Here is a 25,701-nt window from a genome sequence, read left to right as displayed (position 1 = left end):
GCCTGAGAGGATCACCGGGTGAGTCCGGACACCCCTGATTCCGAGCGGGCCGCCGAGGGTCCCGGCGCGCCCGGCGACGCCGCCCGCCCGCCCGCCGGCGCGGACAGCTCCCCGCGCCCCGACCGGCCGACCGGCTCCGTCCCGCCCGACGGGCCTTCCGGCGGGGGTGCGCCGCCCGGCCCGTCCCCGGCCGGGCGTGAGGCGCCCGACCGGGCCCCGGTCGAGGGGGAGGCGCCCCCCTGGCCCGGCGGCCTGCCGGTGCCCGCGGGCACCCCGGTCACCGCGCCCGGCGCGGACCCGCTCGCCGGCTACCCGGGCGTCGTCGGAGCCGTGCCCGGTGCGCCGTCCGCCACCCGCCGGGCGGGGGGTCGGGCCGTCGCGGTCGCCCTCGGCGCGGCGCTGCTGCTCACCGTGCTCGGCGCGCCCCTGGGCCTGCTCTGGGCGCTGGTGGCCCCCGGCACGCCGGTGCAGATGACCGCCGACGGCGCCGTCTACGCCACGCCCCAGCCGGAACAGCCGATCGCCGCGGACGGCTGGTTCAGCCTGCTCGGGCTCGGCTTCGGGGTGCTCGCCTCGATCGCCCTCTGGGTGGTGCTGCACCGCCGGCGTGGCCCGGTCGGCCTGGTCGCCGGGGCGCTCGGCGGGCTCGGCGCGGCGGTCGTGGCGTGGCAGGTCGGCCGCCGGATCGGGCTCGGCACCTACCAGCGGCTGCTGGACACCGCGCCGCCCGGGACCGACTTCACCAAGCCGGCCGACCTGCGGGCCGGCGGCGTCGACTGGTACGGGCCGCTGCCCGTCCCGCACGGCAACCTGCTGCTGGCGGCGTTCGGCGCCGCCGTGACGTACACCCTGCTGGCCGGCTGGTCGCGGTGGCCCTCACTGCGGCCGGAGCCGGAGTGGGACGGCGGCTGGGCGCCCGGCGGGCCGGGGATCAGTTCGGCGCCGGGGGACCAGCCAGCTCGCTGAGCGGCACCGGGACGGCCCGGACCTCGCGCAGCAGGGTGGTCTCCCGGTTGAGCAGCCGCAGCTCGGCCCGGAGCCGCCCGGCGGTGTCGTCGATGGCGAGCAGCCGCTGCCGGTCGTCGACGGTCAGCGCCGCGGTCGCGGCGACCAGGTGCGACAGCACCGTGGGATCCTCGGGCAGCTGCTCGGAGATCTCCTGCGGGTCCGGCCGGACCAGGCCCAGATACTGCCGGAAGACCGAGATGACCCGGGCGGCCAGCAGGTCGGCGACCTCGTCCGTGCCGGCCGGCTCGGGCAGCCACTCGACCTCGGCGGTCAGGTAGGGCGCCGCGGCGTCGTCGACCTCGGCGACGCGGAACCGCCGCCGCCCCACGGTGACGATGTCGAACCCGCCGTCGGCCAGCTCGGTGACCTGCCGCAGCTCGGCGGTGCAGCCCACCTCGTGCAGGGTGACCTCGCCGCCGGTGGGGGCCGGCCGGCCCGGCGGCCCGGCGGCCGCGACCTCCCAGCCGCTCTGGATCGCCACCACCCCGAACTCGCGTGGCGCACCCTCGGGCAGCCCGACCAGGTGGCGCACCAGCGCCCGGTAACGCTCCTCGAAGATGTGCAGCGGGAGGACCAGCCCCGGGAAGAGGACCGTCCCGAGCGGGAAAACCGGCAGCCGTGCGGTCACGTGATCGAGAGTATCCCGATCGCGTCCCGGCGGCGTGTCCCGCCTCACCGTCCCGGCGTACGGGCGGCTCCGGTCGGCCCGCGGGGCGGCAGCCTAGACTCGCAAGGGTGTTGAACCGGATCGACCTGCGCGGCGGGGCCCGTGACCCGCGCCGCCTGCTGCCCCGTGCCCAACTCGACGTCTCCGTGGCCGTCGAGCGGATCCGCCCCCTCGTGGAGGCGGTCCGGGAGCATGGGTACCCGGCGATCCGCGAGGCGAGCGAACGGTTCGACGGCGTCTCCCCGGAGCACCTGCGGGTGCCGGTCGACGTGATCCGCGCCGCCGAGGGCACCCTCGACCCGCAGGTCCGGGCCGCGCTGCTGGAGTCGATCACCCGGGCCCGCAAGGTCCACGACGACCAGCGCCGCACCGACCACACCACCCAGGTCGTGCCGGGCGGCACGGTCACCGAGCGCTGGGTGCCGGTCGACCGGGTGGGGCTCTACGTCCCCGGCGGCCTGGCCATGTACCCGTCGACCGTGGTCATGAACGTGGTCCCCGCCCAGGCGGCCGGGGTCCGCTCGCTGGTGGTGGTCAGCCCGCCGCAGAAGGAGAACGGCGGCCTGCCCGACCAGCGGGTCCTCGCCGCCTGCGCGCTGCTCGGCGTCGACGAGGTCTACGCGGTCGGCGGCGCCCAGGCCGTGGCCATGCTGGCGTACGGCGCGACGGTCGACCCGGCGGGCGCCGCGCGCTGCGACCCGGTCGACATGATCACCGGCCCGGGCAACATCTGGGTCACCGCCGCGAAGCGGCTGCTGCGCGGCGTGGTCGGCATCGACGCCGAGGCCGGGCCCACCGAGATCGCCATCCTGGCCGACGACACGGCCGACCCGGCGCACGTCGCCGCCGACCTGATCAGCCAGGCCGAGCACGACCCCCTCGCGGCCAGCGTGCTGGTCACCCCGTCGCCGTCGCTCGCCGACGCGGTCGACGCCGAGCTGGCCCGGCAGGTGCCGGCCGCCAAGCACGCCGAGCGGATCGGCACCGCGCTGCGCGGCGAGCAGAGCGGTGTCGTCCTCGTCGACGACCTGGAGGCGGGGCTGCGGGTGGTCGACGCGTACGCGGCCGAGCACCTGGAGATCCAGACCGTCGACGCCCGCGAGTGGGCGCTGCGGGTGCGCAACGCCGGCGCGATCTTCGTGGGCGCCTGGTCGCCGGTGTCGCTCGGCGACTACTGCGCCGGCTCCAACCACGTGCTGCCCACCGGCGGCTGCGCCCGGCACTCCTCCGGCCTGTCGGTGCAGTCCTTCCTGCGCGGCGTCCACCTCGTGGAGTACACCCGGGACGCGCTGCGCGACGTGGCCCCGCACGTGGTCACCCTGGCCGGCGTCGAGGACCTGCCGGCGCACGGCCAGGCGGTCACCGCGCGCTTCCCGGGGGAGACCCCGTGACCACCCTCGACGACCTGCCGATCCGCGACGACCTGCGGGGCCTCAAGCCGTACGGGGCGCCGCAGCTCGACGTGCCGGTGCGGCTGAACACCAACGAGAACTCCTACCCGGTGCCCGAGCCGGTGGTGGAGGCGATCGGCAAGGCCCTCTCCGCCGAGCTGCGCGACCTCAACCGCTACCCGGACCGGGACGCCGTGGCGCTGCGCGCCGACCTCGCGGAGTACCTGGGCCACGGGCTCACCGCCGACCAGGTGTGGGCGGCCAACGGCTCCAACGAGATCCAGCAGCAGCTGCTCCAGGCGTTCGGCGGCCCCGGGCGCACCGCGCTCGGCTTCACCCCGGCGTACTCGATGCACCCGCTGCTGGCGCTCGGCACCGGCACCGGCTGGATCCCGGCGGCCCGCGACGCGGACTTCGGGCTGACCGTGGCCGACGCGGTCGCCCAGGTGCGGGCGCACCGGCCCGACGTGGTCTTCCTCTGCTCGCCGAACAACCCGACCGGCACGGCGCTCGACCCGGCCGTGGTCGCCGCCGTGCTCGCCGCGGCGCCGGGGATGGTGGTCGTGGACGAGGCGTACGCCGAGTTCGCCCGGCCCGGCACGGTCAGCGCGCTCGCCGTGCTGCCGGGGCACCCCCGGCTGGTGGTCACCCGCACCATGAGCAAGGCGTTCGGCTTCGCGGGCGGCCGGCTCGGCTACCTGGCCGCCGACCCGGCCGTGGTGCAGGCGGTGCAGCTGGTCCGGTTGCCGTACCACCTCTCGGCGCTCACCCAGGCCGCCGCCCGCGCGGCGCTGGCCCACCGCGACGCCCTGCTCGGCACGGTGGCCGCGATCATGCGGCAGCGCGACCGGATCGTCGCCGAACTGCGCGCCCGCGGGCACCGGGTGGCCGACAGCGACGCCAACTTCGTGCTCTTCGAGGTCCGCCCCGGAGCCGTCGACCAGGCCGCCGCCTGGCGCACACTGCTCGCCGCCGGCGTGCTGGTCCGCGACGTCGGCCTGCCCGGCTGGCTGCGGGTCACCGCCGGCACCCCCGCCGAGACCGACGCCTTTTTGTCGGCAATGGAGAAGTTGTAGTGGGAGCGCGAGGAGTGAGCTTGCGCGCCCCGCAGTCGCGACCGAAAGGCGAGCAATGAGCCGGACCGCCCGGGTGGAGCGGATCACCAAGGAGACCAAGGTCCTCGTCGAGATCGACCTCGACGGCACCGGCAAGGCCGACATCGAGACCGGCGTCGGCTTCTACGACCACATGCTCAACCAGATCGCCCGGCACGGCGGCTTCGACCTGACCGTGCACACCGTCGGTGACCTGGAGATCGACGCCCACCACACGATGGAGGACACCGCGCTCGCCCTGGGCGCCGCGTTCGACCAGGCGCTGGGGGACAAGGCCGGCATCCGGCGGTACGGGTCGGCCACCGTCCCCATGGACGAGGTGCTGGTCCGGGCCGCCGTCGACCTCTCCGGCCGGCCGTACGTGGTGCACGACGAGCCGGCGCTCGCGCCGTACATCGGGCCGGTCTACCCGACCAGCATGACCCGGCACATCTGGGAGTCGTTCGGCCAGGCCGCCCGGGTCACCCTGCACGTGGACGTGCTGCGCGCGGCCCGGCCGGGCGGCAACCCGGACGCCCACCACGTGGTCGAGGCCCAGTTCAAGGCGGTCTCCCGGGCGCTGCGGGAGGCCACCTCGATCGACCCGCGTGCCGCGGGCGCGATCCCCAGCACGAAGGGCGCCCTCTGATGAGCGCGAGGAACGCGGCGCGGCGGAGTACCGCGGCCACGAACGAAGGGCGGCTCTGATGGGGCGGGCGTTGCCGACGTTGCTGTTGATCCTGGCCGGGTTGCTGGTCGGCGGGACCTGGTCGCTTTACAAGCAGGGCGCCGCCCGCGGCGCGGTGGTGATCACCGGCCTGCTGGCGGTGCTGGCCACGGCCGGCGGGCTGCTCTGGCTGCTGCCGGGGGAGAGCTGATGAGCGAGCGCAGCGGGATGCCGTCATGAGCGGGCGGGTGGTGGTGCTCGACTACGGGTCGGGCAACCTGCGGTCGGCCGAGCGGGCCCTCGCGCGGGTCGGGGCGGACGTCACCGTCACCGCCGACCTGACCGCGGCCGCCGAGGCCGAGGGCCTGGTGGTGCCGGGCGTGGGCGCGTTCGCCGCGTGCATGGCGGGGATCGAGGCGCTGGGCGCCGGCCCGGTCATCGCCGAGCGGGTCGCCGCCGGCCGCCCGGTGCTCGGCATCTGCGTGGGGATGCAGGTGCTCTTCGAGCACGGTGACGAGCACGGCGTGGTCACCAAGGGGCTCGGGCTGCTGCCCGGTGGGGTGACCCGGCTGCCCGCGCCGCGGCTGCCGCACATGGGCTGGAACACGGTGCAGGCACCGGCCGGCTCGGTGCTCTTCGCCGGCCTGCCGGCCGATGCCCGGTTCTACTTCGTCCACTCCTACGGGGTGCTCGCGCCGGCCGCGCTGGCCGCCGCCGGGGCCACCGTCACCACCGCCCACCACGGCACGGACTTCGTGGCCGGGATCGAGCGGGGCCCGCTGTCGGCGGCCCAGTTCCACCCGGAGAAGTCGGCCGACACGGGGGCTGCTCTGCTGCGCAACTGGCTGGGCACCCTGTGAGCGCGAGGAGTGAGCCGGTTTTGCGAGCCCCGCAGTCGCGAACGACCGGTGGCGCTGTGAGCGCGAGGAGTGAGCCGGTTTTGCGAGCCCCGCAGTCGCGAACGACCGGCGGCGCTGTGAGCGCGAGGAGTGAGCCGGTTTTGCGAGCCCCGCAGTCGCGAACGACCGGCGGCGCAGCTTGAGTAAGGAGCGGGCGCGGCGGCGGGAGGCGCGGCGGGCCGAGTTGGAGCGGGAACGCGCCGCACGCGCCCGCCGGCTGGCGCGCCGGGACCGGCGGCGGGCCGTCGTGCGCCGGTTGACGCCCGCTGTGCGGCGCGGCCGCACCGGCCGGCTGCGCCGGCACAGTCGTGGCGAGCGGGCGGCGATCGTGCTGCTCACCGGCGCGGCCGTGGCCGGCATCTGGAGTTTCGTCGACGACCTGGCGCTGCGGCTGGCGTTGGTCGTGTTGTTGCTGCTGGTCCTGCCCGCGGTCGTGGTGATCGCGCTGGACCGACGTACCTGATGCGAGGAGAATTTCGTTGAGCCTCACCCTGTTGCCCGCCGTGGACGTCGCGGACGGGCAGGCCGTCCGGCTCGTCCAGGGCGCCGCCGGCAGCGAGACCACGTACGGCGACCCGCTGGAGGCCGCCCTCGCCTGGCAGGCCGACGGGGCGGAGTGGATCCACCTGGTCGACCTGGACGCCGCGTTCGGGCGGGGCACCAACGCCCACCTGCTCGCCGAGGTGGTCCGCCGGCTCGACGTGAATGTCGAGCTCTCCGGCGGCATCCGGGACGACGAGTCGTTGCAGGCGGCGCTGGGCACCGGCGCGGCCCGGGTCAACATCGGCACCGCCGCGCTGGAGGACCCGGAGTGGTGCGACCGGGTCTGCGGCGAGTACGGCGACCGGGTGGCCATCGGGCTGGACGTGCGCGGCCGTACCCTCTCGGCGCGGGGCTGGACCCGCGACGGCGGTGACCTCTTCGAGGTGCTGGCCCGGCTGGACAAGGCCGGCGCGACCCGTTACGTGGTCACCGACATCACCAAGGACGGCACCATGCGCGGGCCGAACCTGGACCTGCTGCGCGAGGTCTGCGCCCGCACCGACGCGCCGGTGGTCGCCTCCGGCGGCGTGTCCACGCTGGACGACCTGCGCGCGCTGGCCACGCTGGAGCCGGTGGGGGTGGAGGGTGTGATCACCGGCAAGGCGCTCTACGCCGGTGCGTTCACGGTCGCCGAGGCGCTCGCCACCCTGCGGGGCGGGGCGTGACGGCCGTCGCGGGCGAGGGCCCCCGGCCGGCGCCGGAGCCGCCGGTTGGCGGGGCCGTGACCCGGCTCGGTTCGGGCGGCCCGTGGGAGGCGCTGTACGGCTACTGCCGGGTGGTCCGGGCCGGGCAGCTGGCGATCACCGCGGGCTGCACCTCCACGGTGGACGGCCGGGTGGCGCACGTCGGGGACGCCGCCGCGCAGACCGCCCAGGCGATCCGGATCGGCCTGGACGCGCTCGCCGAGGTGGGTGCCGGGCCGGCCGACGTGGTGCGCACCCGGATGTACGTGACCGACCGGACGTACGCCGACGAGGTGGGGCGCGCGCACAACGCCGTGTTCGGTGCGGTCCGGCCGGTCGCCACGATGGTGGTGGTGGCCGGCCTGATCGATCCCGACCTGCTGGTGGAGATCGAGCTGGAGGCGTGGGTCGCCGAGGGCTGACCCGGGCGTGGCCGGACGCCGCTGTGGCGGCGTTCACACGGGCAATTAGGTTGTGCACAACCTAATTGCGGGCTACCGTTCGGTGCGTGACCGATGATCTGGTGCTGCGCCGGCAGGTGTGCTTCGCCCTCTACGCGGCGTCGCGCGCCCTCACCGACGTCTACCGGCCCATCCTCGACGAGCAGGGCCTGACCTACCCGCAGTACCTGGTGCTGCTGGTGCTCTGGGAGCGCGATGACGACGCCCCCACCGTCTCCGAACTCGGCGCGCGCCTCCGGCTCGACTCCGGCACGCTCTCCCCGCTGCTCAAGCGGCTGGAGGCGGCCGGGCTGGTGGTACGCACCCGTTCGGCGGCCGACGAGCGCCGGGTCGAGGTCGGCCTCACCACCCAGGGCCGGGCCCTGCGGGAGCGGATGGACGAGGTGCCGCGGCGGGTCGCCCGCGCCACCGGCCTCACCGAGGCCGAGCTGGTCGCCCTGCGCGACACCCTCACCCGGGTCACCGAGACGATCCACCGACAGAAGGAGCAGTGACCACCATGCAGGTGCTCTACACCGCGTCCGCGCAGGCCACCGGCGACGGCCGGGACGGCCACGTCCGCACCTCCGACGGCGGCCTCGACCTGGACCTGGCCATCCCGAAGGAGATGGGCGGCGCCGGCGGCGCGACCAACCCGGAGCAGCTCTTCGCGGCCGGCTACGCGGCCTGCTTCCACTCGGCGCTGCGCCTGGTCGCCCGCAAGGCCCGGGCGGACGTCTCGAACTCGGTCGTCGAGGCCGAGGTCGGCATCGGCCCGAACGGCAGCGGCGGCTTCGGCCTCGCGGTCACCCTGGTCGTCGACCTGCCCGGCGTCGAGCGGGCCGCCGCGCAGCAGCTCGTCGAGGCCGCCCACCAGGTCTGCCCGTACTCCAACGCGACCCGGGGCAACATCGACGTCACCCTGACCGTCCGGGACGCCGCATGACGGCCAACCGGGAGATCCACCTGGCGTCCCGGCCGCAGGGCTGGCCGACCGCCGACAACTTCCGGCTGGTCACCACCGAGGTGCCCACCCCGGGGCCGGGCCAGCTCGTGGTCCGCAACCAGTTCATGTCGGTCGACCCGTACATGCGCGGGCGGATGAACGACGTCAAGTCGTACGTGCCGCCGTTCCGGCTCGACGCCCCGCTCGACGGCGGCGCGGTCGGCGAGGTGGTGGCCAGCGAGGCCGAGGGCTTCGCGCCCGGCGACGTCGTGCTCCACGGGCTGGGCTGGCGGGAGTACGCGCTCGTCGACGCCAAGGGCGCGCGGAAGGTCGACCCGGGCCTGGCCCCGGTCACCGCCTACCTGGGCGTGCTCGGCATGACCGGGCTGACCGCGTACGCGGGCCTGCTCGACGTGGCGGCCATGAAGCCGGGCGAGACGGTCTTCGTCTCCGGCGCGGCCGGCGCGGTCGGCAGCATGGTGGGGCAGATCGCCAAGCTGCGCGGCGCGGGCCGGGTGGTCGGCAGCGCCGGCTCGCCGGCCAAGGTCGAGCGGCTGAAGGCGCTCGGCTTCGACGCCGCGTTCGACTACCACGACGGGCCGGTCCGCGACCAGCTCCGGGCCGCCGCACCGGACGGCGTCGACGTCTACTTCGACAACGTCGGGGGCGAGCACCTGGAGGCCGCCATCGGGGCGATGAACCTGCACGGCCGGGCCGCCATCTGCGGCATGATCGCGCAGTACAACGCCACCGAGCCGCCCGCCGCCCCGCGCAACCTGGCGCTGCTCATCGGCAAGCGGCTCACCCTGCGCGGCTTCCTGGTCGGCGACCACGGGCACCTGCGCGAGCAGTTCGTCCAGGAGATGGCCGGCTGGCTGCGGGACGGCCGGATCTCCTACGACGAGACGGTGGTCGACGGCATCGAGCGGGCCCCGGAGGCCTTCCTCGGCCTGCTGCGCGGCGAGAACCTCGGCAAGATGCTCGTCCGGGTGTGACACCGCACTCGTTCGCGGCGGCCGGCCCGGTCGGGCCGGCCGCCGCGGCGTGCCGGTTGGATAGGCTCGCGGCATGACGGTGGCGGTGCGGGTGATCCCGTGTCTGGACGTGGACGCCGGGCGGGTGGTCAAGGGGGTCAACTTCCTCGACCTGCGTGACGCCGGCGACCCGGTCGAGCTGGCGGCCGCGTACGACCGGGCCGGCGCCGACGAGCTGACCTTTCTCGACGTCACCGCATCCAGCAGCGACCGCGGCACCATGCTCGACGTGGTGCGGCGCACCGCCGAATCGGTCTTCATCCCGCTCACCGTCGGCGGGGGCGTCCGCCAGGTGGCCGACGTCGACACCCTGCTGCGCGCCGGCGCGGACAAGGTCGGGGTGAACACCGCGGCCATCGCCCGCCCCGAGTTGATCGCCGAGATCGCCGACCGGTTCGGCCGCCAGGTGCTGGTGCTCTCCCTCGACGTCCGCCGGGCGCCGGCCGGCACCACGCCCAGCGGGTTCGAGGTGACCACCCACGGCGGGCGGCGGGGCACCGGCCTCGACGCGGTCGAGTGGGCGGCGCGCGGCGCGGAACTGGGCGCCGGGGAGATCCTGCTCAACTCGATGGACGCCGACGGCACCAAGGCGGGCTTCGACCTCCCGCTGATCGAGGCGGTCCGTGCGGTCGTCGACGTGCCGGTGATCGCCAGCGGCGGAGCGGGCCGGGTGGCCGACTTCCCGCCGGCCATCGGCGCGGGCGCCGACGCGGTGCTCGCGGCCAGCGTCTTCCACTTCGGCGAGCTGACCGTCGGCGAGGTCAAGGACGCCCTGCGCGGCGCCGGCCACCCGGTGCGCTGACCCCGCGCGCCGCCGGGCGCCGGCCGCGGAGGTCAGGGGCGGCCGGGGTGGCCCTCGGGGGAGCGGCGCGGCATGGGGATCGAGCGGACCGCGTACTCCTGCACCGCGGCGGCGTGGTCGTCCTCGTCCAGTTGCCAGTCGAACTCGTCCGAGGCGGGGCGGCGGCTCAGCACGCCCTGCACCGTGTCCACGGTGGTGCCCAGCCCGGCGCTCGGCCGGGTGCGCCAGAGCCGCTCGCCGTCCGGGGTAACCCGGAACCAGCCGTCGGTGACGCTCACCAGGCCCGCGCTCACCAGCCGGCGGACCGCCCCCTCGACCTCGTGCCGCTCGGGGATGGCCTGGTTGAGGTGGTCGGCGGTGGAGAGGACGTCGGCGAGGCGCACGCCCTCCGGGCGCCGGGTGGCGGCGGCCCGGCGGTGCCGACCGGCGCCGCTCGCGATGACAAGTGAGACGAAGATCCAGGCGTCGCTCCAACGCCAACCGTTCTCCCCCATGGACGAATGATGCCCGGCCGCGACGGCGGAGAAAACACCCGGTTTCGCTGCCGGACGTCGCCGCAGCTCAGCGGCGTGCGGGCTGTCCCAGGAGGTGGCGGTCGGCGCGGCGGGGGTGACGCTGCGTGATCGCGGGGCGGGGTCAGGCGGCCTCGCCGGCCGGGCGCGGCGCGCAGGGGACCGCCGGCTCGGCGGCCGGCTCGCCGACCGGCGGGGCCGGCACCGCGAAGATCGGGATGAAGAGCTGGGCGAGCGGCCCGATGGCCAGCGCGTACGCCACGGTGCCGAGACCCACGGTGCCGCCGAGCAGCCAGCCGAGACTCAGCACGGTCACCTCGATGACGGTGCGGACCAGCCGGACGGAGTAGCGGGGCCGGCGGGCGGTGAAGCCGGTCATGAGGCCGTCGCGCGGGCCGGGGCCGAGCCCGGCGCCCAGGTAGAGGCCGGTGGCGGCGCCGTTGGCGACGATCCCGACGACCAGCAGGGTGGCGCGCAGCGGCAGGCCCTCGCCGGGCGGCAGCACGGCCAGGGTGCCGTCGACGACCAGCCCGATCACCACGACGTTGCTGACGGTGCCGAGGCCCGGGCGCTGCCGCAGCGGGATCCACAGCAGCAGCACCACGGCGCCCACCGCGATGGTGACCGTGCCGAAGGAGAGGTGGGTCTGCCGGGCGAGCCCCTGGTGGAACACGTCCCAGGGGTCGAGCCCGAGGCCGGACCGGATCATCAGCGCCATGCTGATCCCGTAGAGGGCGAGCCCGACGTAGAGCTGGACGAGCCGCCGGGCCGGCCGGTACCGGAGATTGCCAATCTGTGCCATGCATGCCACCCTAGGGGCCAATCTGACCCAGGACAGAGCCAATTCGGGAGGGGTGGCCATGACCAGTCAGGTGCGTGGCGTCCAATTGGCGCGGCTCCTCGGGCAGTGGCATGCCCTGCCGGGCCGCCGGCGCAGCCCCGACTACGCGGCGCTCGCCGCCGCGGTCCGCGGGCTGCTCGCCGACGGCCGGCTCCCCCTCGGGGTACGCCTGCCGGCCGAGCGGGATCTGGCCGAGGCGCTGCGGATCAGCCGCACCACGGTCACCGCCGCCTACCGGGAGCTGCGGGAGACCGGCCACCTGGCCAGCCGGCGGGGCGCCGGAAGCTGGACCATGCTGCCGGGCACCCACCGGGTGGCCAGCACCGGGCTCTGGACCCCGCTGGACGACCGGGACATGATCGACCTGGGGGTGGCCGCCCTCTCCGCCCCGGCGCAGCTCGTGCCGGCGGCCCGGGCCGCCGCCGAGGACCTGCCGCGCTACCTCGGCGGGGCCGGCTACCACCCGACCGGCATCATCGAGTTGCGCGAGGCGGTGGCCCGCGGGTACACCGAGCGGGGGCTGCCGACCAGCCCGGAACAGATCATGGTGACCAGCGGCACCCAGCACGCGCTGGACCTCGTGCTGCGGCTGGCCCTCTCGCCCGGCGGCGGGGTGCTGGTGGAGTCGCCCACCTACCCGAACGCCCTCGCCGCGCTGTCGGCCCGGCGGGCCCGGATCACCACCCACGGGCTCGCCGCCGACGGGGACGGCTGGGACGCCGACCTGCTGCTGGGCAGCATCCGGCAGACCCGGCCCCGGCTGGCGTACGTGATCCCCGAGTTCCACAACCCGACCGGCCACCTCATGGCTACCGACCTGCGGGAGCGGCTGGTCGGCGCGGCGCACGCCGCCGGCACCGACCTGATCGTGGACGAGTCCTTCGTGGACCTGCCGCTGGACGGCACCCCGCTGCCGCCGCCGGTGGCCACCTTCGACCGGCACTCCCGGGTGATCAGCATCGGCGGCATGAGCAAGCCGTACTGGGGTGGCCTGCGGATTGGCTGGGTCCGGGCGTCCGCGCCGCAGGTGCAGCGGCTGGCCGCCGCCCGCGTCGGCGTGGACATGGCCAGCCCCGTGCTCGACCAGCTCGTCGCGGTGCACCTGCTGGCCCAGGGGCCGGGCATCGTGGCCGACCGGCGGGTCCAGCTCGCCGCCCAACGGGACGCCCTGGTCAAGGCCATGGCCGACCGACTGCCCGACTGGCGGGTCACCGTGCCGCGCGGCGGCGTGACGCTCTGGGTGGAGCTGGACGGCCCCATCTCCAGCGCGCTGGCCCGGGCCGCCGAGGAGGTCGGCGTACGCCTGGCGCCCGGACCCCGGTTCGGCCTGGACGGCACCCTGGAGCGGTTCCTGCGGCTGCCCTTCACCCTGCCCGCCGCGGACCTGGTGGAGGCCGTCGGCCGGCTCGCCGCGGTCCGCTACGACCTGGACCGGGCCGGGCGCCCGCAGTGGCGGGAGCCCTCCGTCATCGCCTGATCCGGCCGGCGCGCCGGGCGGTCCCGGGGGCAGCGCCTGCGTCGCCCTGCTGTTCGGGGAGGCCCGCCGCGCGCTGCGCGACGAGTTCCTCGCCGAGCACGGCGCCGGCGGCGTGCCCGGCCGGTAGGCCCCGTTCCGGTACGGATCCTCCGATCGGCGTCTGCGGCCCGCGCGCGCCCCGCAGACTGCCCGGGTGAGGAACGGCGGTGGTGCCCGGTGGTCCCGCCTCGTGTGGCCGGGCGCGCCCGGCTCCCGGACCACCCGCCTCGAACTCTTCTACGACCTGGTCTTCGTCTTCGCGTTCGTCAACGTCACCACGCTGACCGCCAGCTTGCTCAGCCCGGCCAACCTCTACCGCTGTCTGCTGGTGCTGGCGCTGCTCTGGTGGTCGTGGACCGGCTTCGCCCGGCTCGGCAACGCGGTCCGCGCCGACCAGGGCCTGCTGCCGGTGGTCGGCATCCTCACGGTGGCCGCCACCTTCCTGCTGGTGCTCAGCGTGCCGAGCGCGTTCGTCGACCGTCCCGGCGGGCTGAACGGCCCGCTGGTCTTCGCGGGCTGCTACTTCACGATCCGGATGGCCCAGCTCGTGGTCTTCGCCTGGCTGGACCGGTCGGATCCGCTCCGGCGCCGGCGGCTGTTGCTGCGTGCGGCGCTGCCGACCGTGGCCACCGTCCTGCTGGTGGTCGCGGGCACGGTCCCCCAGCGGCTCGCCGACCGGCCGTTCGCCGTGGCGCTGCAACTGGTGCTCTGGACCGTCGCGCTGCTGGTCGAGTACGTCGGTGGGGTGACCCTCGCCTCGCGGTGGTGGGTGGTGGTCTCCGCCGGCCACTGGGCGGAGCGGCACGCGCTCATGGTGTTGATCGCGCTCGGCGAGTCGATCATCGCGCTGGGGCTCGGCCCGAAGACCGGGCTGCCGCTCACCGGCCCGGTGGCGGTGGCCGCGCTGCTCGGTGTCCTGGTGGTGGCGGTGCTCTGGTGGGCGTACTTCGACACCCTGGCGTACGCGCTGGAGCAGGCGCTGCACCACGCCCGCGACCCGGCCGCCCGGCTCCGGCTCTGCCGGGACGTCTACACGTTCCTGCACCTGCCGCTGATCGCCGGGACCATCCTCTTCGCCCTGGGCCTCAAGGACCTGCTGGCCGACGCGGCCAGCCCGGAGAGCCCGAGCTGGGGCCCGCCGCTGGGCGGCTTCTGGGTCACGATCCTGTTCGGTGGGGTGGGCCTCTACCTGCTGAGTCTCGTCGCCTGCGCGCTGGTGGCCTTGCGGGAGGTGCACTGGCCACTGGTGATCACGGTCGTGGCGCTCGTCGTCGTCGCCCCGGTCGTCGCCCCGATCCCGGAGCTGGCGTCGCTCATCGTGCTGGCGGTGCTCGTCACCGCCGGGGTGGCCGTGGAGACGTTCCGGGAGGACGGCCGGCGGCGCCGGATCCGGCAGCTCGCGCTGGAGGAGCAGCTCGCCGCGGAGGCGGACCAGAGCCACTGGCGCCAGGAGCACCTCTGAGCGGGAACCGCGGCGGCGGCCGTGCCCCGGGACGGAGGGGCGCGGCCGCCGGGCGCTGAACGGGCCGCTACAGCTCGGCGAGGCTGCCCGCGTACATCTTGTCGATCTCGTCGGCGAAGTTGGTCTCCACGCTCCGGCGCTTGATCTTCAGTGACGGGGTGACCTCGCCGTCCTCGATGGTGAGGTCCCGGGGGAGGATCGTCACCTTCTTGATCGTCTCCCAGCGGTTGAGCTTGCCGTTCAGCTCGGCCACGTAGCCCTCGACCATGGCCTGCGCCTCCGGCGAGGTGACGATCGCGGTGTAGTCGCGGCCCTCCAGCGGCGTGCCGGCCGCCCAGCCCTGGATCGCGTCCGGGTCGAGCGTGACGAGCATCGTGCAGTAGTTGCGTGCCTGCCCGATCACCACGGCCTGCGAGGTGTACGGGCAGACGGCCTTGAACATGCCCTCGATGTGCGACGGCGCGACGTACTTGCCGCCGGAGGTCTTGACCAGGTCCTTCTTCCGGTCGGTGATGCGCAGGTAGCCGTCGTCGTCGAGGGTGCCGATGTCGCCGGTGCGGAAGAAGCCGTCCTCGGTGAACGCGGCCGCGGTCTCCTCGGGGAGGTTGTGGTAGCCGCGCATGACCGGCTTGCCCCGCACCAGGATCTCGCCGTCGCTGTCGATGCGGCACTCCAGGTCGCCCATGGCCCGGCCCACGCTGCCGATCTTCAGCCCGTCGGGCGGGTTCACGAACGCGCCGGCGCTGGTCTCGGTGAGCCCGTACCCCTCGGAGATCGGCAGGTTGGCCGCGGCGAAGAAGGTGGCGATCTCCTTGCTGAGCGGCGCCGCGCCGGAGACCAGCACGCGCATCCGGCCGCCGAGCCGGGCCTGGAGCTTGCTGAACACCAGCTTCTCGGCCAGCGCGTACCTCAGCTTCAGCCCGGCCGGAACCGGCTTGCCGGCCTGCTCCAGCGCGACCTTCTCCTTGCCCACGGCGACGCCCCAGGCGAAGATCTTCGCCTTCGCGCCGCCGGCGCTGCGGGCCGTGGTGACGGCCTTGTTGTAGACCTTCTCGAAGACCCGGGGCGCGCCGCACATGAGCGTCGGCCGGATCACCCCGAGCAGGTCGACGAGCTTGTCCACCCGGCCGTCCACGTAGGTGGGCAGGCCGACGTGGGTGGCGCCGCAGAGCAGTGTCTTGCCGAACGAGTGGGACAGCGGCAGCCACAGGTACTGCAGGTCGTCGACGTGCAGCAGGCCCAGCTCGGCCTGCGCCACGCCCTCCCAGCACCACCCGCCGTGCAGCAGTTCCACGCCCTTGGGCCGGCCCGTCGTGCCCGAGGTGTAGATGAGGGTGGCCAGGTGGTCCGGACCGATGCCGGCGACCAGCATGTCGATCAGGTCGGGCTCGTTGGCCAGCGCCCGGGCCCCCCGCTCCTCCAGCTCGGCCAGGGTGAGCTGCGGGACGGTGGCGGCCGGGTCGGGCGCCCCGTCGAAGAGCACCACGTGCGTCAGGGCCGGGACCGCGGTGCCGGCGATCTTGGCCGCCTGGGTCGGGTTCTCGGCGAAGAGCACCTTCGACCCGGAGTCGGCGACGATGTACGTCGCGTCCTCCGGCTCGGTGGTCGGGTAGACCGTGGTGGTGGCCCCACCGGCACACATGATCCCGAAGTCGGCGAGCACCCACTCCAGCCGCGTGTTGGCGAGGATCGCCACCGGGTCCTCCAGGCCGACGCCGAGCCCGTGCAACCCGGCGGCGATGGCCTTGGCGCGCTGCCCGACCTGCTCCCACGTCAGCCAGACCGGGCCCGAGTCGTCCGGGGCGGGATGGGCGAACGCGTGGCGGTCGGGGGAGTCCGCCACACGCTTGAGGAACATGTCGGGTACGGAACGGTACGGTACATCGAGAGCCATCGCTGTAGCCGCCTTCAGGGGTGGAGGGACGTGACGGGGGTCACGCCAGTCTGCGGTTACCGAAGAGTATTGCCTGGACCCGGGCAGCGGCTAGCCCCCGTGGCCTGCGGCGACCTCATCCCGGACGGTGGACCGCGCGGCTCAGGCGTACCGGGTGGCGGCGCGCGACCAGTCGTAGGTGGCCCGGATCCAGTTCCGCCGGGTGGTGAGGAAGGCGCGCACCCCCTCGTCGCCCGTCGCGGCCAGCGCCGCGTCCCGCTCCGCGTACGCCGCCAGGCTCTCGTTGAACCGGGCGGCCGCCGCGCGCAGCGCCGCCTCCTCGCCCCGCCCGGCCTCGGAGGCGATCGTGGTGACGAGGTTGTGCGCGTCCGGGCCGGTGGCCCGCTCCTTGTCGTAGGAGAAGAGGTCGTTGCACCAGCAGACCAGGTCGGCGGCGAGCGCGTCCAGGGCGGCCAGCGCCGGGTCGGCCCGCCGGTCCGGACCGGGCACGTCCGGTTGGGCCAGGTCGGTCAGCGTGAAGCTGGGCCGGGCGCCCCCGGTGTGCCGGCGCATCTGCACGTACTCGGCCACCCCGGGCACCCGGTGGTGCTCCCGGTTGGCCGCCTCCCAGAGCAGGGCCAGCAGGTACTCGCGCAACTGGCTGACCAGGCGCAGCAGCAGCGCCGGCCGCCCCCGGTCGCGGGCCCGCCGGCACAGGTCGTCGAGCGCCACGGCCAGCGGGCCGGCACCGGTCGGGGCCGGCGCGACCGGGTCGCCGTGCCGGTCGAGCACCTCCAGCAGGGCCGCCACGGTCGGCGCGAGCCGGGTCGGGCTGGCGCCCAGGCCGTCCTCGTCGCACGCGTCGTCCATGACGAACAGCCAGCTGATCAGGTCGGCGAGCAGCCGCAGGTCGGCGACCGACGCGTCGGGACAGGCCCGGCCGGCCAGCTCGACCGGGTGGGCGCCGGCCAGCCGGCGCAACCCGGCCGGGGTGTCGACCAGGCCCAGGTCGACGACCCATCCGCCGCTCTCCCCGGCGACCAGCTCGACGGCGGCGTGTCGGCGCGCCGGGAAGGGGGGTTCGTGCAGTGCCGAGAGCGCGAAGCCTCGCATCCGTCTCCCCTTGTCCCGCCGGCCCAGGGTTGGGCGGCGGGTCAGGAGCGTACGGCAGCGCGGATCGGCCCCCTTCGCTGGGCCGGAGCCGGTCCCACGCGGTTCGGTGACCGGTCCGGCACGCTCCGTCAGAAGCCCAGGTTGGCCGCGCGCAACCGCTCCGCCGGCGCGGTCGGGCCGTCCACCTGGACCCGGGCCACCCGCTGCCGGCCGGAGATGAACAGCACCAGCTCGCCCGGGGCGCCCACCACCCGCAGCCGCTCGCCGCCGCGGCCGACGGCGCGCTCGCCGTAGCCGGGCGCCTGGATCAGCAGGTCCGCCGGGAAGCGCCGCAACGCCATCCGGGCCAGTACGGTGGCCCGCTTCCAGAGCGCGGCGTGCTGCCGGGCCGGCAGGTCGCGGGGGAGCCAGCCCCCCTGGGCCCGGCGCACGTCCTCGTGGTGGATGAAGAACTCCAGGCCGTTGACCAGCTCGTCGGTGAGCGGGTTGCTCAGCGGGCTCCACCGCGGCGGGCGGCGCAACCGCTCGACCAGCTCCGCGTAGGGCCCGGCGGCCACCCGCCGGCGGACCGCCTCGCCGTAGCCGCGCAGCGGCGGCAGGAGGATGCCGCCCGCCGCGTCCGGCCGGCGCTCCCGGACCAGCAGGTGCGCCGCCAGGTCCCGGGTGGTCCACCCCTCGTTGACCGTCGGCGCGTCCGGTCCCAGCTCCAGCATCAGGTCGGCGAGCGCCTCGCGCTCCGTTCGGGCGTACCGCGGCATGGCCCGATCGTAGGCCGGTGGGCCGGTTCGCGCTTCCGGCGCGGCGCGGCGCCGGCGTCTCCCGCCGGGCGGGCGGCGCAACGCGGGGGCGTCCGCCCTGCTGGGCGGGGTCCGGCGGGACCGAGTGACGGCCGACATATCGGGGCCGGGTCGGCGGAGTGGGCCCCGACCGGTAAGGATGAGGGAGAAAACTGCGGCTTACGGCGGGGGAGAGCGTGGCGAGCGCGACAAGTCGGGACGTCCTCGGCAGAGGGCTACGGGTACTCGGCCGGGCCATCCGGGAGCAGCCGCGCATCTTCGCGGTCGCGGTGGCCGGCAGCGTGCTCTTCGGCCTCATGGTGATCGCCAGCGCGTACGTGGTCGGCGCGGTGGTCGGCAAGGTGGTGGTCCCGGCGGTCGCCCGCGGCTCGGTCACCGGCGGCGCCCTGGCGCTCGCCGCCGCCGCGCTGTTCGGGATCAGCGTGCTGCGGGTGGTCGGCATCTTCGGCCGCCGGCTCGGCGCCGGCTACATGCAGTACCGGCTCCAGGCCGCCTACCGTCGCCGGGTCACCCGCCGCTACCTCGACCTGCCGCTGGCCTGGCACCACCGCAACGCCACCGGCACCCTGCTGTCCAACGCCAACTCCGACGTCGAGGCCGCCTGGTACCCGATCGCGCCGCTGCCCTTCGCCGTCGGCACCCTGGTGATGCTGGTCGGCGCGGTGGTCTCGCTCTTCCTCACCGACTGGGCCCTCGCGCTGGTCGGCCTCGCCGTCTTCCCGGCCCTGTTCGCGCTCAACGTGGTCTACTCCCGCCGGATGGCGCCCCGCCAGGCCCGCGCGCAGCGGCTGCGCGCGGAGGTCAGCGGCATCGCGCACGAGAGCTTCGACGGCGCCCTGGTGGTCAAGACGATGGGCCGGGAGGCCCAGGAGACCGCCCGGTTCGCCGCCCGGGCCGGGGAGCTGCGGGACGCGCTGATCTCCGTCGGCAAGCTGCGCGGTGTCTTCGACCCGATGCTGGAGACGCTGCCCAGCCTGGGCACGCTCGCCGTGCTGGTGGTCGGAGCGGTCCGGCTCCGCCAGGGCGGGATCACCGTCACCGAGCTGGTCAGCGTGGCCTTCCTCTTCACGGTGCTGGCCTTCCCGGTCCGGGCCATCGGCTGGGTGCTGGCCGAGCTGCCGCGCAGCGTCGCCGGCTGGGACCGGGTCAGCCGGGTCCTCGACGCCACCGGCGAGATGCCGTACGGCGACGTGACGCTCGACCCGGCCACGCCGGCGCCGGCCACCCTCGCCTTCCACGACGTGCACTTCGGGTACGAGCCGGCCGAGGCCCACCTGCCCGGCACCGAGGTGCTCGGCGAGGTCACCTTCACCGTGCCGGCCGGGAAGACGGTGGCCCTGGTCGGGCCGACCGGCGCCGGCAAGTCCACCATCACCTCGCTGGCCGTGCGGCTGGTCGACCCGCGCGAAGGCAGGGTCACCCTGGACGGCGTCGACGTGCGGGATCTGACCGCCGCCTCGCTGGCCTCGACGGTGGCCCTGGTCGCCCAGGTGCCGTTCGTCTTCGACGACACCGTGCGCGCCAACATCACCCTGGACCGCGCCGGCATCGGGGACGACGAGGTCTGGGCGGCGCTGCGGCTGGCCGAGGCGGACGGCTTCGTGGCCGCGCTGCCGGACGGGCTGGACACCATGGTCGGCGAGCGGGGCACCTCGCTCTCCGGCGGGCAGCGGCAGCGGCTCACGCTGGCCCGGGCGATCGCCGGTCGGCCCCGCCTGCTGGTGCTCGACGACGCCACGAGCGCCGTCGACCCGCGGGTGGAGGCCGCCATCCTGGCCGGGCTGCGCGCCCCGGCCGAGGGCGGCGCGCCCGCCTCGATCCTGGTGGTCGCCTACCGGCGGGCCACCATCGCGCTCGCCGACGAGGTGATCTACGTCGAGCACGGCCGGGTGGTGGCCCGGGGCACGCACACCGAGCTGCTCGCCACCGTCCCGGGCTACGCCGACCTGGTCACGGCCTACGAACAGGCCGAGCACGAACGCGAGCAGACCCGCACGTACGACGAGGTCACCCCGCTGACCTCCGGCCTGGAAGTCGAGGTTGACCGGTGACCAGTGTGGCTGCCGAACAGCGGACCGAGTCGACCTGGCGGACGCTGCGGCGCGGGTTGGCGCTCTCGCCGGAGCTGAAGACCGGGCTGGCCGGCACCGTGGCGCTGGCCCTGATCTACATGGTCGGCCGGGTCGCCGTGCCCGTGGCCGTGCAGCGCGGCATCGACCACGGCATCGTCGGCGGCCTCGACCTGGACGTGGTCACGGTGACCGTGGTGATCACCGCGGCCGTGCTGGTGGTCACCACCACCTGCGGCTACCTGATGATGCGCCGGCTGTTCACGGTCAGCGAGACCGCGCTGGCCGGGGTGCGCACCCGGGCGTTCCGGCACGTGCACGACCTGTCGATGCTGCACCAGCAGTCCGAGCGGCGCGGCTCGCTGGTCTCCCGGGTCACCAGCGACGTCGACCAGATCACCCAGTTCCTCCAGTGGGGCGGCGTGATCCTGATCGTCAACCTGGGCCAGCTCGTGGTGACCACGGCCGTCATGCTGGCCTACTCCTGGCAGCTGACCCTGGTGGTGCTCCTCGCGTTCGCGCCGGCCGTGCTGGTGATCCGGCTGCTCCAGCGCCGGCTCGCGGGCGCCTACGGGCTGGTCCGCCAGCGGATGGGCGCCCTGCTCGGCACCATCGGCGAGAGCGTGGTGGGCGCCCCGGTGATCCGGGCGTACGGGATCTCCGGGCGCACCGCCCGGCGGCTGGACGCGGCCATCGAGGGGCAGCGCCAGGCCCAGCAGCGGGCCATCCGGATCAGCATCGTGGGCAGCTCGGTCGGTGAGCTGGCCGCCGGCCTGGCCCTCGCGGGCGTGGTGGTGGTCGGTGTCAACCTCGGTGTCGACCGCACCCTGTCCGTCGGCCAGCTCACCGCGTTCCTGTTCCTGGTGACGCTCTTCATCCAGCCGGTGCAGATCGCCACCGAGGTGCTCAACGAGGCGCAGAACGCGATCGCGGGCTGGCGCCGGGTGCTCGACGTGCTGGACGTCGCGCCGGACGTGGCCGACCCGGGGGCGCAGGGCCGCGAGCTGCCGGACGGCCCGCTGGACATCCGCTTCGCCGGGGTGACCTTCGCCTACCCGGGCGGGCCGCCCGTGCTGCACGACGTGGCGCTGGAGATCCCGGCGAAGAGCCGGGTGGCCGTGGTCGGCGAGACCGGCAGCGGCAAGACGACCTTCGCGAAGCTGCTCACCCGGCTCATGGACCCCACCGAGGGTGACGTGCTGCTCTCCGGCGTCTCGCTGCGCGAGGTGCGCTTCGAGTCGCTGCGTTCCCGGGTGGTGATGGTGCCGCAGGACGGCTTCCTCTTCGACGCCACCGTCGGGGAGAACGTGCGCTTCGCCCGCCCGGAGCTGACCGACGGGCAGCTCACCGCCGCCTTCTCCGAGCTGGGCCTGGCCGACTGGCTGGACGGGCTGCCGGCCGGCCTGGACACCCCGGTGGGCGAGCGCGGCGAGGCGCTGAGCGTCGGGGAGCGGCAGCTCGTCGCGCTGGCCCGGGCGTACGTGGCCGACCCCGACCTGCTCGTGCTGGACGAGGCGACGAGCGCCGTCGACCCGGCCACCGAGGTACGCCTCCAGCGCACCCTGGACGCGGTCACTCGGGGCCGGACGACGCTTGCCATCGCCCACCGGCTGTCCACCGCCCAGGCCGCCGACGAGGTGATCGTGGTGGACCGGGGCCGGATCGTGCAGCGCGGCCCGCACGACGAGCTGGTACGGGACCCGGAGTCGGTCTACGCCCTGCTCTACGCCTCCTGGCTGGAGCAGACCCGCTGATCCCGCGGGTCCGGCTGGGCTGGAGCAGACCCGCTGATCCTGCGGGTCCACCGGGGCTGGAGCAGACCCGCTGAGCCGGCCGGGTCAGCGGGAGTAGAACTCGACCACGAGCTGCTCGTCGCAGATCACCGGGACCTCGCGCCGGGCCGGCTCGCGCAGCAGGGTGGCGCGCAGCCCGGTCAGCTCCACGGACAGGTACGGCCGGGGGCTCTCGTCGGCGTGCGCGCCGGCGGCGGCGAGCTGGAACGGCGGCAGCGTGCGGCTGCGCTCGCGGACCTCGACCACCTGGCCGGGGCGGAGCCGGTAGGAGGGCCGGTCCACCTTGCGGCCGTCGACGGTGAAGTGGCCGTGGGCGACGAGCTGGCGGGCCTGGTAGATGCTGCGGGCCAGCCCGGACCGGAGCACGACCGCGTCGAGCCGCCGCTCCAGGAGCGCGACCAGGGTGTCGCCGGTCTTCCCGGCGCCCCGGGCCGCCTCGTCGAACGCCCGGCGGAGTTGGCCCTCGCTGACGTTGTACTGGTGGCGCAGCCGCTGCTTCTCCAGCAGCCGCACCTGGTAGTCGGAGGTGCTGCGCCGCGATCGGCCGTGCACGCCCGGCGGGTAGGGGCGCCGCTCGAAGTACCGCACGCACTTGCGGGTCAGCGGGATGCCGAGGGAGCGGGAGAGCCGGGCCTTGGGCCGGGGGTGGTTCACGTCGACGTCTCCGTTCGGATGGTCTAGCCTGCTACTTAGGTAAGCCTAACCTATGAAACGGAGGTCGGGATCATGCGGCCCAGCCCGGCGGAGATCGTGCGTACCCTGGTCGCGGGCCGGCTGCCCGCGCTCGTCCACCTGGCCCGGCGCCCGGGCCCGCACCAGGTCCGGCACGTCACCGACCCGGACGGGCGGGTCCTGCTGCTGGTGCCCGTGGTCAGCGACCTGGCCGCGGCGCTCGTCCCGCCGGACGGCGACACCGAGGTGGCCACCGTGCTGGACGTGCTCGATCTCCCGCCGGCCGCCGGAGCGCCCTCGCTCGGCCGGGCCTGGGTCTCCGGATGGGCGGCCCGGCTCGACGGCGACGAGGCGCGCCGTGCCGCCGTGGACTTCGCCACCGTCCAGCCGACCGGCGACCTGCTCGACGTGGGCTCCCGCTTCCACCTGCACCGCTTCGAGGTGGTCGAGGCCCGCTGGGAACGCGCCGGCGCCACCCGCCGGATCGACCCCGACGCCTTCGCCGAGGCCGAGCCCGACCCGCTGCACCCGGTCGAGGCGGAACTGCTGGCCGACCTCGCCGACCACCACGGCGACCAGGTGGGCGCCTACCTGCGGCGGCGGCTCGGCCTGACCGGACCGGAGGCCGGCGGCCCGCCCCGGGTGGTCCGCATCGACAGGTACGGGCTGCTGGTCTCCCACGGCCGGCCCGGCGCCCGCCGCCGTACCCGGCTCGCCTTCGCCCGGCCGGTCGCCGACCCGGCCGAGCTGGCCCGGCTGCTGCACCCGATGCTCTGCCCGCGGGCCGCCGAGCGGGCCTGAGTCAGGTCAGGTCGCCCGTGAGGTAGCGCTGGACGGTCGGGCCGATCGTGGCGACCAGGGTCTCCGGGTCGGCGGACGCGACCGGTTCGAGGCGGATCACGTACCGCATCATGGCCAGGCCGGCGACCTGCGTCGCCACCAGCGCGCCCCGCAGCGGCAGCTGCGCCGGGTCGACGTCGAGCTGGTCGAGGACACGCCGCAGCACCTGGGTGGCCAGGAACTCGCGCAGCAGACGGGCCGTCCACTCGCTGCTGACCGCCGAGCGGAGCAGGGCCACGGCCGCCCCGCCGACGGGCGAGTCCCAGACGGTCAGGAACGTGCGGACCAGCCGCTCGCCCACCCGATCCGGGTCACCGGCCAGCACGGCCGGGACCAGCTGCGCCGGGTCGACCGGGATCGCCACGGTGGCCCGGAACAGCTCCTCCTTGGTGCCGAAGTAGTGGTGCACCAGCGCCGGGTCGACCCCCGCGGCGGCGGCGATCGACCGGATGGAGGCGGCGTCGAAGCCGCGCTCGGCGAACGCCGCCCGGGCCGCCGCGAGGATGGCCTCCCGGGTGTCCGGGTTGCCGGGCCGCCGGCCGGTGCGCCGGGCCATCACCCGCTGCGCCGCCGCAGCGTCGCGGCGGCCAGCACGAGCGCCGCCACGGCCGCGCCGGCCACGATCGCCACGTCCCGCCACATCGTCCCGGTCGGGTCGGCGTGCGCGCCGACCTCCTGGAGCGCCTCGACGGCGTACGACAGGGGCAGCACGTCGCTGATCGCCTGGAGCCAGCCGGCCATCTCGCCGCGCGGCACGAACAGCCCGCAGAGCAGCAGCTGGGGGGCCACCACCACCGGCATGAACTGCACGGCCTGGAACTCCGTGCGGGCGAAGGCGCTGCAGAACAGGCCGAGCGCGACCGCGAGCACGGCGTTGATCGCCGCGATCATGATCACGATCCCGATGCTGCCGGCGGTGGTCAGGTCGAACACCCAGTACGCCACGGCCGAGGCGACGGTGGCCTGGACCACGCCGGCCAGGCCGAACGCGATGCCGTAGCCGAAGAGCAGGTCGAGCTTGGCCAGCGGGGTGGTGAGCAGCCGCTCCAGGGTGCCGGTGGTGCGCTCCCGCAGCATCGCGATGCTGGTCACCAGGAACATGATGATGAACGGGAAGAAGCCCAGCATGATCAGCGCCACCCGGTCGAAGACCGTGGGCTGCCCCGGCGGGGTGGGCTGGTCGACGTACATGAAGTAGACAAGCGCGAGCAGCACGGTGGGGACCACGACGAGCAGCGCCACGGTCCGCCGGTCGTGCCGGAGCTGGCGCAGGATCCGCCCGGTGGTGGCGGCCAGGATGTGCGGGTTCATGAGTCGGCCTCCTGCTCGCTCGCCCTGATCAACCGGAGGAACGCCTCCTCCAGGTCGTCCACCCCGGTGGCGGCGCGGACCGCGTCCGGGGTGTCGTCGGCGACCAGCCGGCCGTCCCGGATGAGCAGCAGCCGGTCGCACCGGCCGGCCTCGTCCATGACGTGGCTGGACACCAGCAGCGTGGTGCCGGCGGCCGCCATGGCGTGGAACCGGGCCCACAGGTCGGCCCGGAGGACCGGGTCCTGACCCACGGTGGGCTCGTCGAGGATGACCAGCTCGGGGTCGCCGACCAGGGCGCAGGCCAGCGAGGCGCGGCTGCGCTGGCCGCCGGAGAGGTTGCCGACCAGTTGGGTGGCCGCACCGGCCAGCCCGACGTCGGCGACCGTCTGGTCGGCGTGCGCGTGGTCCCGCCCCTGGAGCGCGGCGAAGTAGCGCGCGTTCTCCCGGACGGTCAGGTCGGCGTAGACACTGGGCGCCTGGGTCAGGTAGCCGACCCGGCGGCGCAGCTCGGCCGACCCGGCGGGCCGGCCCAGCACGGTGACCGTGCCCGAGCCGACCGTCTGCACCCCGACGACCGCGCGCATCAGGGTGGTCTTGCCACTGCCGCTCGGCCCGAGCAGCCCGGTGACCGTGCCCCGGGGCACCGCGCAGGAGATGCCCTGGAGCACCCGCCGCCGGCCCCGCTCGACCACCAGGTCACGGACCGACACCGCGTCGTCCATGCCCGC

Annotated in this window: 28 protein-coding genes; 18 read left to right on the top strand and 10 right to left on the bottom strand. The window is 75.1% G+C overall.

Translation table 11 applies throughout. The features are described from left to right. The first annotated feature begins 18 nt into the window (after positions 1-18). Complete coding sequence (locus tag ACZ6PY_RS07040; RefSeq protein ID WP_466070003.1) at positions 19-966, top strand: DUF2567 domain-containing protein; 948 nt, start codon at positions 19-21, stop codon at positions 964-966. Here the strand turns inward: ACZ6PY_RS07040 and ACZ6PY_RS07035 are convergent. Beyond that, on the bottom strand, positions 932-1,636 hold the full coding sequence (locus tag ACZ6PY_RS07035) for an LON peptidase substrate-binding domain-containing protein (RefSeq protein WP_262282461.1): 705 nt from the start codon (positions 1,634-1,636) through the stop codon (positions 932-934). The two genes, ACZ6PY_RS07040 and ACZ6PY_RS07035, sit on opposite strands and share 35 nt — an antisense overlap. Before the next feature lie 107 nt (positions 1,637-1,743). On the opposite strand from ACZ6PY_RS07035, the gene hisD reads away from it, so the two are divergent. The 12 genes from hisD to hisF all read left to right on the top strand — a co-directional run bounded on the left by hisD (position 1,744) and on the right by hisF (position 10,174). After that, entirely contained in the window at positions 1,744-3,066 is a 1,323-nt protein-coding gene (gene hisD, locus ACZ6PY_RS07030) for a histidinol dehydrogenase (RefSeq protein WP_466070002.1), read from the top strand. After that, on the top strand, positions 3,063-4,142 hold the full coding sequence (locus tag ACZ6PY_RS07025; RefSeq protein WP_466070000.1) for a histidinol-phosphate transaminase: 1,080 nt from the start codon (positions 3,063-3,065) through the stop codon (positions 4,140-4,142). Before hisD ends, ACZ6PY_RS07025 begins: the two co-directional genes overlap by 4 nt. Before the next feature lie 55 nt (positions 4,143-4,197). Beyond that, positions 4,198-4,809, top strand: a complete 612-nt coding sequence (gene hisB, locus ACZ6PY_RS07020) for an imidazoleglycerol-phosphate dehydratase HisB (RefSeq protein WP_148429530.1) — start codon at positions 4,198-4,200, stop codon at positions 4,807-4,809. A gap of 58 nt (positions 4,810-4,867) precedes the next feature. Further along, complete coding sequence (locus tag ACZ6PY_RS07015) at positions 4,868-5,038, top strand: hypothetical protein (RefSeq protein WP_466069998.1); 171 nt, start codon at positions 4,868-4,870, stop codon at positions 5,036-5,038. Between the two features lie 25 nt (positions 5,039-5,063). Next, a complete protein-coding gene (hisH, locus tag ACZ6PY_RS07010) occupies positions 5,064-5,687 on the top strand; it encodes an imidazole glycerol phosphate synthase subunit HisH (RefSeq protein WP_466069996.1) in 624 nt (207 codons plus the stop codon). A 178-nt stretch (positions 5,688-5,865) separates the two neighbouring features. Beyond that, positions 5,866-6,189: a hypothetical protein gene (locus ACZ6PY_RS07005; protein ID WP_466069995.1), complete on the top strand. Its 324-nt coding sequence runs from the start codon at positions 5,866-5,868 to the stop codon at positions 6,187-6,189. A gap of 16 nt (positions 6,190-6,205) precedes the next feature. Then, the gene (gene priA, locus ACZ6PY_RS07000; RefSeq protein WP_466069993.1) at positions 6,206-6,934 is read left to right on the top strand and encodes a bifunctional 1-(5-phosphoribosyl)-5-((5-phosphoribosylamino)methylideneamino)imidazole-4-carboxamide isomerase/phosphoribosylanthranilate isomerase PriA; all 729 of its coding nucleotides are present in this window, start codon (positions 6,206-6,208) and stop codon (positions 6,932-6,934) included. After that, positions 6,931-7,374, top strand: a complete 444-nt coding sequence (locus ACZ6PY_RS06995; RefSeq protein ID WP_466069991.1) for a RidA family protein — start codon at positions 6,931-6,933, stop codon at positions 7,372-7,374. The genes priA and ACZ6PY_RS06995 overlap by 4 nt, the downstream gene beginning before the upstream one ends. Before the next feature lie 86 nt (positions 7,375-7,460). Next, on the top strand, positions 7,461-7,907 hold the full coding sequence (locus ACZ6PY_RS06990) for a MarR family winged helix-turn-helix transcriptional regulator (protein ID WP_466069990.1): 447 nt from the start codon (positions 7,461-7,463) through the stop codon (positions 7,905-7,907). Positions 7,908-7,912: 5 nt separating this feature from the next. Further along, on the top strand, positions 7,913-8,338 hold the full coding sequence (locus ACZ6PY_RS06985; protein WP_466070769.1) for an organic hydroperoxide resistance protein: 426 nt from the start codon (positions 7,913-7,915) through the stop codon (positions 8,336-8,338). Next, on the top strand, positions 8,335-9,333 hold the full coding sequence (locus tag ACZ6PY_RS06980; RefSeq protein WP_466069989.1) for an NADP-dependent oxidoreductase: 999 nt from the start codon (positions 8,335-8,337) through the stop codon (positions 9,331-9,333). The genes ACZ6PY_RS06985 and ACZ6PY_RS06980 overlap by 4 nt, the downstream gene beginning before the upstream one ends. A gap of 73 nt (positions 9,334-9,406) precedes the next feature. Further along, entirely contained in the window at positions 9,407-10,174 is a 768-nt protein-coding gene (gene hisF, locus ACZ6PY_RS06975) for an imidazole glycerol phosphate synthase subunit HisF (RefSeq protein WP_466069988.1), read from the top strand. 32 nt (positions 10,175-10,206) lie between these two features. On the opposite strand, the gene ACZ6PY_RS06970 is transcribed toward hisF, so the two are convergent. Together ACZ6PY_RS06970 and yczE are read right to left on the bottom strand one after the other, a co-directional pair. Then, positions 10,207-10,668 carry a hypothetical protein gene (locus ACZ6PY_RS06970; RefSeq protein ID WP_466069986.1) on the bottom strand — a complete coding sequence of 154 codons (462 nt, stop codon included), beginning with the start codon at positions 10,666-10,668 and terminating at the stop codon, positions 10,207-10,209. A 142-nt stretch (positions 10,669-10,810) separates the two neighbouring features. Next, positions 10,811-11,488, bottom strand: a complete 678-nt coding sequence (gene yczE, locus ACZ6PY_RS06965) for a membrane protein YczE (protein WP_466069984.1) — start codon at positions 11,486-11,488, stop codon at positions 10,811-10,813. A 58-nt stretch (positions 11,489-11,546) separates the two neighbouring features. Between yczE and yczR the strand changes: the two genes are divergently transcribed. Together yczR and ACZ6PY_RS06955 are read left to right on the top strand one after the other, a co-directional pair. Further along, positions 11,547-13,004, top strand: coding sequence for a MocR-like transcription factor YczR (gene yczR, locus ACZ6PY_RS06960; protein ID WP_466069982.1), 1,458 nt, complete (start codon positions 11,547-11,549; stop codon positions 13,002-13,004). Positions 13,005-13,197: 193 nt separating this feature from the next. Continuing rightward, positions 13,198-14,505, top strand: a complete 1,308-nt coding sequence (locus ACZ6PY_RS06955) for a low temperature requirement protein A (protein WP_466069980.1) — start codon at positions 13,198-13,200, stop codon at positions 14,503-14,505. A 67-nt stretch (positions 14,506-14,572) separates the two neighbouring features. Here ACZ6PY_RS06955 and ACZ6PY_RS06950 read toward each other — a convergent pair whose 3' ends face one another. From ACZ6PY_RS06950 to ACZ6PY_RS06940, 3 genes are all read right to left on the bottom strand, one after another. After that, on the bottom strand, positions 14,573-16,399 hold the full coding sequence (locus tag ACZ6PY_RS06950) for an AMP-dependent synthetase/ligase (RefSeq protein ID WP_466069978.1): 1,827 nt from the start codon (positions 16,397-16,399) through the stop codon (positions 14,573-14,575). A 141-nt stretch (positions 16,400-16,540) separates the two neighbouring features. Next, positions 16,541-17,491, bottom strand: coding sequence for a terpene synthase family protein (locus ACZ6PY_RS06945; protein ID WP_466069976.1), 951 nt, complete (start codon positions 17,489-17,491; stop codon positions 16,541-16,543). A gap of 128 nt (positions 17,492-17,619) precedes the next feature. Continuing rightward, positions 17,620-18,249, bottom strand: a complete 630-nt coding sequence (locus ACZ6PY_RS06940) for a TIGR03085 family metal-binding protein (RefSeq protein WP_466069974.1) — start codon at positions 18,247-18,249, stop codon at positions 17,620-17,622. A gap of 215 nt (positions 18,250-18,464) precedes the next feature. Here ACZ6PY_RS06940 and ACZ6PY_RS06935 point away from each other — a divergent pair, with 215 nt between their 5' ends. Beyond that, a complete protein-coding gene (locus ACZ6PY_RS06935; RefSeq protein WP_466069973.1) occupies positions 18,465-20,339 on the top strand; it encodes an ABC transporter ATP-binding protein in 1,875 nt (624 codons plus the stop codon). After that, positions 20,336-22,111 carry an ABC transporter ATP-binding protein gene (locus tag ACZ6PY_RS06930; RefSeq protein WP_466069971.1) on the top strand — a complete coding sequence of 592 codons (1,776 nt, stop codon included), beginning with the start codon at positions 20,336-20,338 and terminating at the stop codon, positions 22,109-22,111. The genes ACZ6PY_RS06935 and ACZ6PY_RS06930 overlap by 4 nt, the downstream gene beginning before the upstream one ends. A gap of 84 nt (positions 22,112-22,195) precedes the next feature. Here ACZ6PY_RS06930 and rpsD read toward each other — a convergent pair whose 3' ends face one another. Further along, entirely contained in the window at positions 22,196-22,804 is a 609-nt protein-coding gene (gene rpsD, locus ACZ6PY_RS06925; RefSeq protein ID WP_466069969.1) for a 30S ribosomal protein S4, read from the bottom strand. A 72-nt stretch (positions 22,805-22,876) separates the two neighbouring features. Between rpsD and ACZ6PY_RS06920 the strand changes: the two genes are divergently transcribed. Further along, a complete protein-coding gene (locus ACZ6PY_RS06920; RefSeq protein WP_466069967.1) occupies positions 22,877-23,623 on the top strand; it encodes a DUF2470 domain-containing protein in 747 nt (248 codons plus the stop codon). Position 23,624: 1 nt separating this feature from the next. Here ACZ6PY_RS06920 and ACZ6PY_RS06915 read toward each other — a convergent pair whose 3' ends face one another. Genes ACZ6PY_RS06915 through ACZ6PY_RS06905 form a run of 3 tightly spaced genes read right to left on the bottom strand, consistent with a single transcriptional unit; the run spans position 23,625 to position 25,695 of the window. Next, positions 23,625-24,218, bottom strand: a complete 594-nt coding sequence (locus tag ACZ6PY_RS06915) for a TetR/AcrR family transcriptional regulator (protein WP_313719246.1) — start codon at positions 24,216-24,218, stop codon at positions 23,625-23,627. Further along, a complete protein-coding gene (locus ACZ6PY_RS06910) occupies positions 24,218-24,973 on the bottom strand; it encodes an ABC transporter permease (protein ID WP_466069964.1) in 756 nt (251 codons plus the stop codon). The genes ACZ6PY_RS06915 and ACZ6PY_RS06910 overlap by 1 nt, the downstream gene beginning before the upstream one ends. Then, positions 24,970-25,695 carry an ABC transporter ATP-binding protein gene (locus tag ACZ6PY_RS06905; RefSeq protein ID WP_466069963.1) on the bottom strand — a complete coding sequence of 242 codons (726 nt, stop codon included), beginning with the start codon at positions 25,693-25,695 and terminating at the stop codon, positions 24,970-24,972. Before ACZ6PY_RS06905 ends, ACZ6PY_RS06910 begins: the two co-directional genes overlap by 4 nt. Positions 25,696-25,701: the final 6 nt, after the last annotated feature.

This window comes from Micromonospora sp. NPDC048907, from assembly GCF_055586885.1.
This window is presented reverse-complemented; position numbering and strand designations above follow the sequence as displayed.

What these genes read in the sequence shown, in the direction of transcription:
- hisB (WP_148429530.1), top strand. Translation starts at nt 4,198, where the DNA reads ATGAGCCGGACCGCCCGGGTGGAGCGGATCACCAAGGAGACCAAGGTC.
- ACZ6PY_RS07015 (WP_466069998.1), top strand. Translation starts at nt 4,868, where the DNA reads ATGGGGCGGGCGTTGCCGACGTTGCTGTTGATCCTGGCCGGGTTGCTG.
- hisH (WP_466069996.1), top strand. Translation starts at nt 5,064, where the DNA reads ATGAGCGGGCGGGTGGTGGTGCTCGACTACGGGTCGGGCAACCTGCGG.
- ACZ6PY_RS06985 (WP_466070769.1), top strand. Translation starts at nt 7,913, where the DNA reads ATGCAGGTGCTCTACACCGCGTCCGCGCAGGCCACCGGCGACGGCCGG.
- ACZ6PY_RS06980 (WP_466069989.1), top strand. Translation starts at nt 8,335, where the DNA reads ATGACGGCCAACCGGGAGATCCACCTGGCGTCCCGGCCGCAGGGCTGG.
- hisF (WP_466069988.1), top strand. Translation starts at nt 9,407, where the DNA reads ATGACGGTGGCGGTGCGGGTGATCCCGTGTCTGGACGTGGACGCCGGG.
- ACZ6PY_RS06970 (WP_466069986.1), bottom strand. Translation starts at nt 10,668, where the DNA reads ATGGGGGAGAACGGTTGGCGTTGGAGCGACGCCTGGATCTTCGTCTCA.
- yczE (WP_466069984.1), bottom strand. Translation starts at nt 11,488, where the DNA reads ATGGCACAGATTGGCAATCTCCGGTACCGGCCGGCCCGGCGGCTCGTC.
- yczR (WP_466069982.1), top strand. Translation starts at nt 11,547, where the DNA reads ATGACCAGTCAGGTGCGTGGCGTCCAATTGGCGCGGCTCCTCGGGCAG.
- ACZ6PY_RS06950 (WP_466069978.1), bottom strand. Translation starts at nt 16,399, where the DNA reads ATGGCTCTCGATGTACCGTACCGTTCCGTACCCGACATGTTCCTCAAG.
- ACZ6PY_RS06945 (WP_466069976.1), bottom strand. Translation starts at nt 17,491, where the DNA reads ATGCGAGGCTTCGCGCTCTCGGCACTGCACGAACCCCCCTTCCCGGCG.
- ACZ6PY_RS06940 (WP_466069974.1), bottom strand. Translation starts at nt 18,249, where the DNA reads ATGCCGCGGTACGCCCGAACGGAGCGCGAGGCGCTCGCCGACCTGATG.
- ACZ6PY_RS06920 (WP_466069967.1), top strand. Translation starts at nt 22,877, where the DNA reads ATGCGGCCCAGCCCGGCGGAGATCGTGCGTACCCTGGTCGCGGGCCGG.
- ACZ6PY_RS06915 (WP_313719246.1), bottom strand. Translation starts at nt 24,218, where the DNA reads ATGGCCCGGCGCACCGGCCGGCGGCCCGGCAACCCGGACACCCGGGAG.
- ACZ6PY_RS06910 (WP_466069964.1), bottom strand. Translation starts at nt 24,973, where the DNA reads ATGAACCCGCACATCCTGGCCGCCACCACCGGGCGGATCCTGCGCCAG.
- ACZ6PY_RS06905 (WP_466069963.1), bottom strand. Translation starts at nt 25,695, where the DNA reads ATGGACGACGCGGTGTCGGTCCGTGACCTGGTGGTCGAGCGGGGCCGG.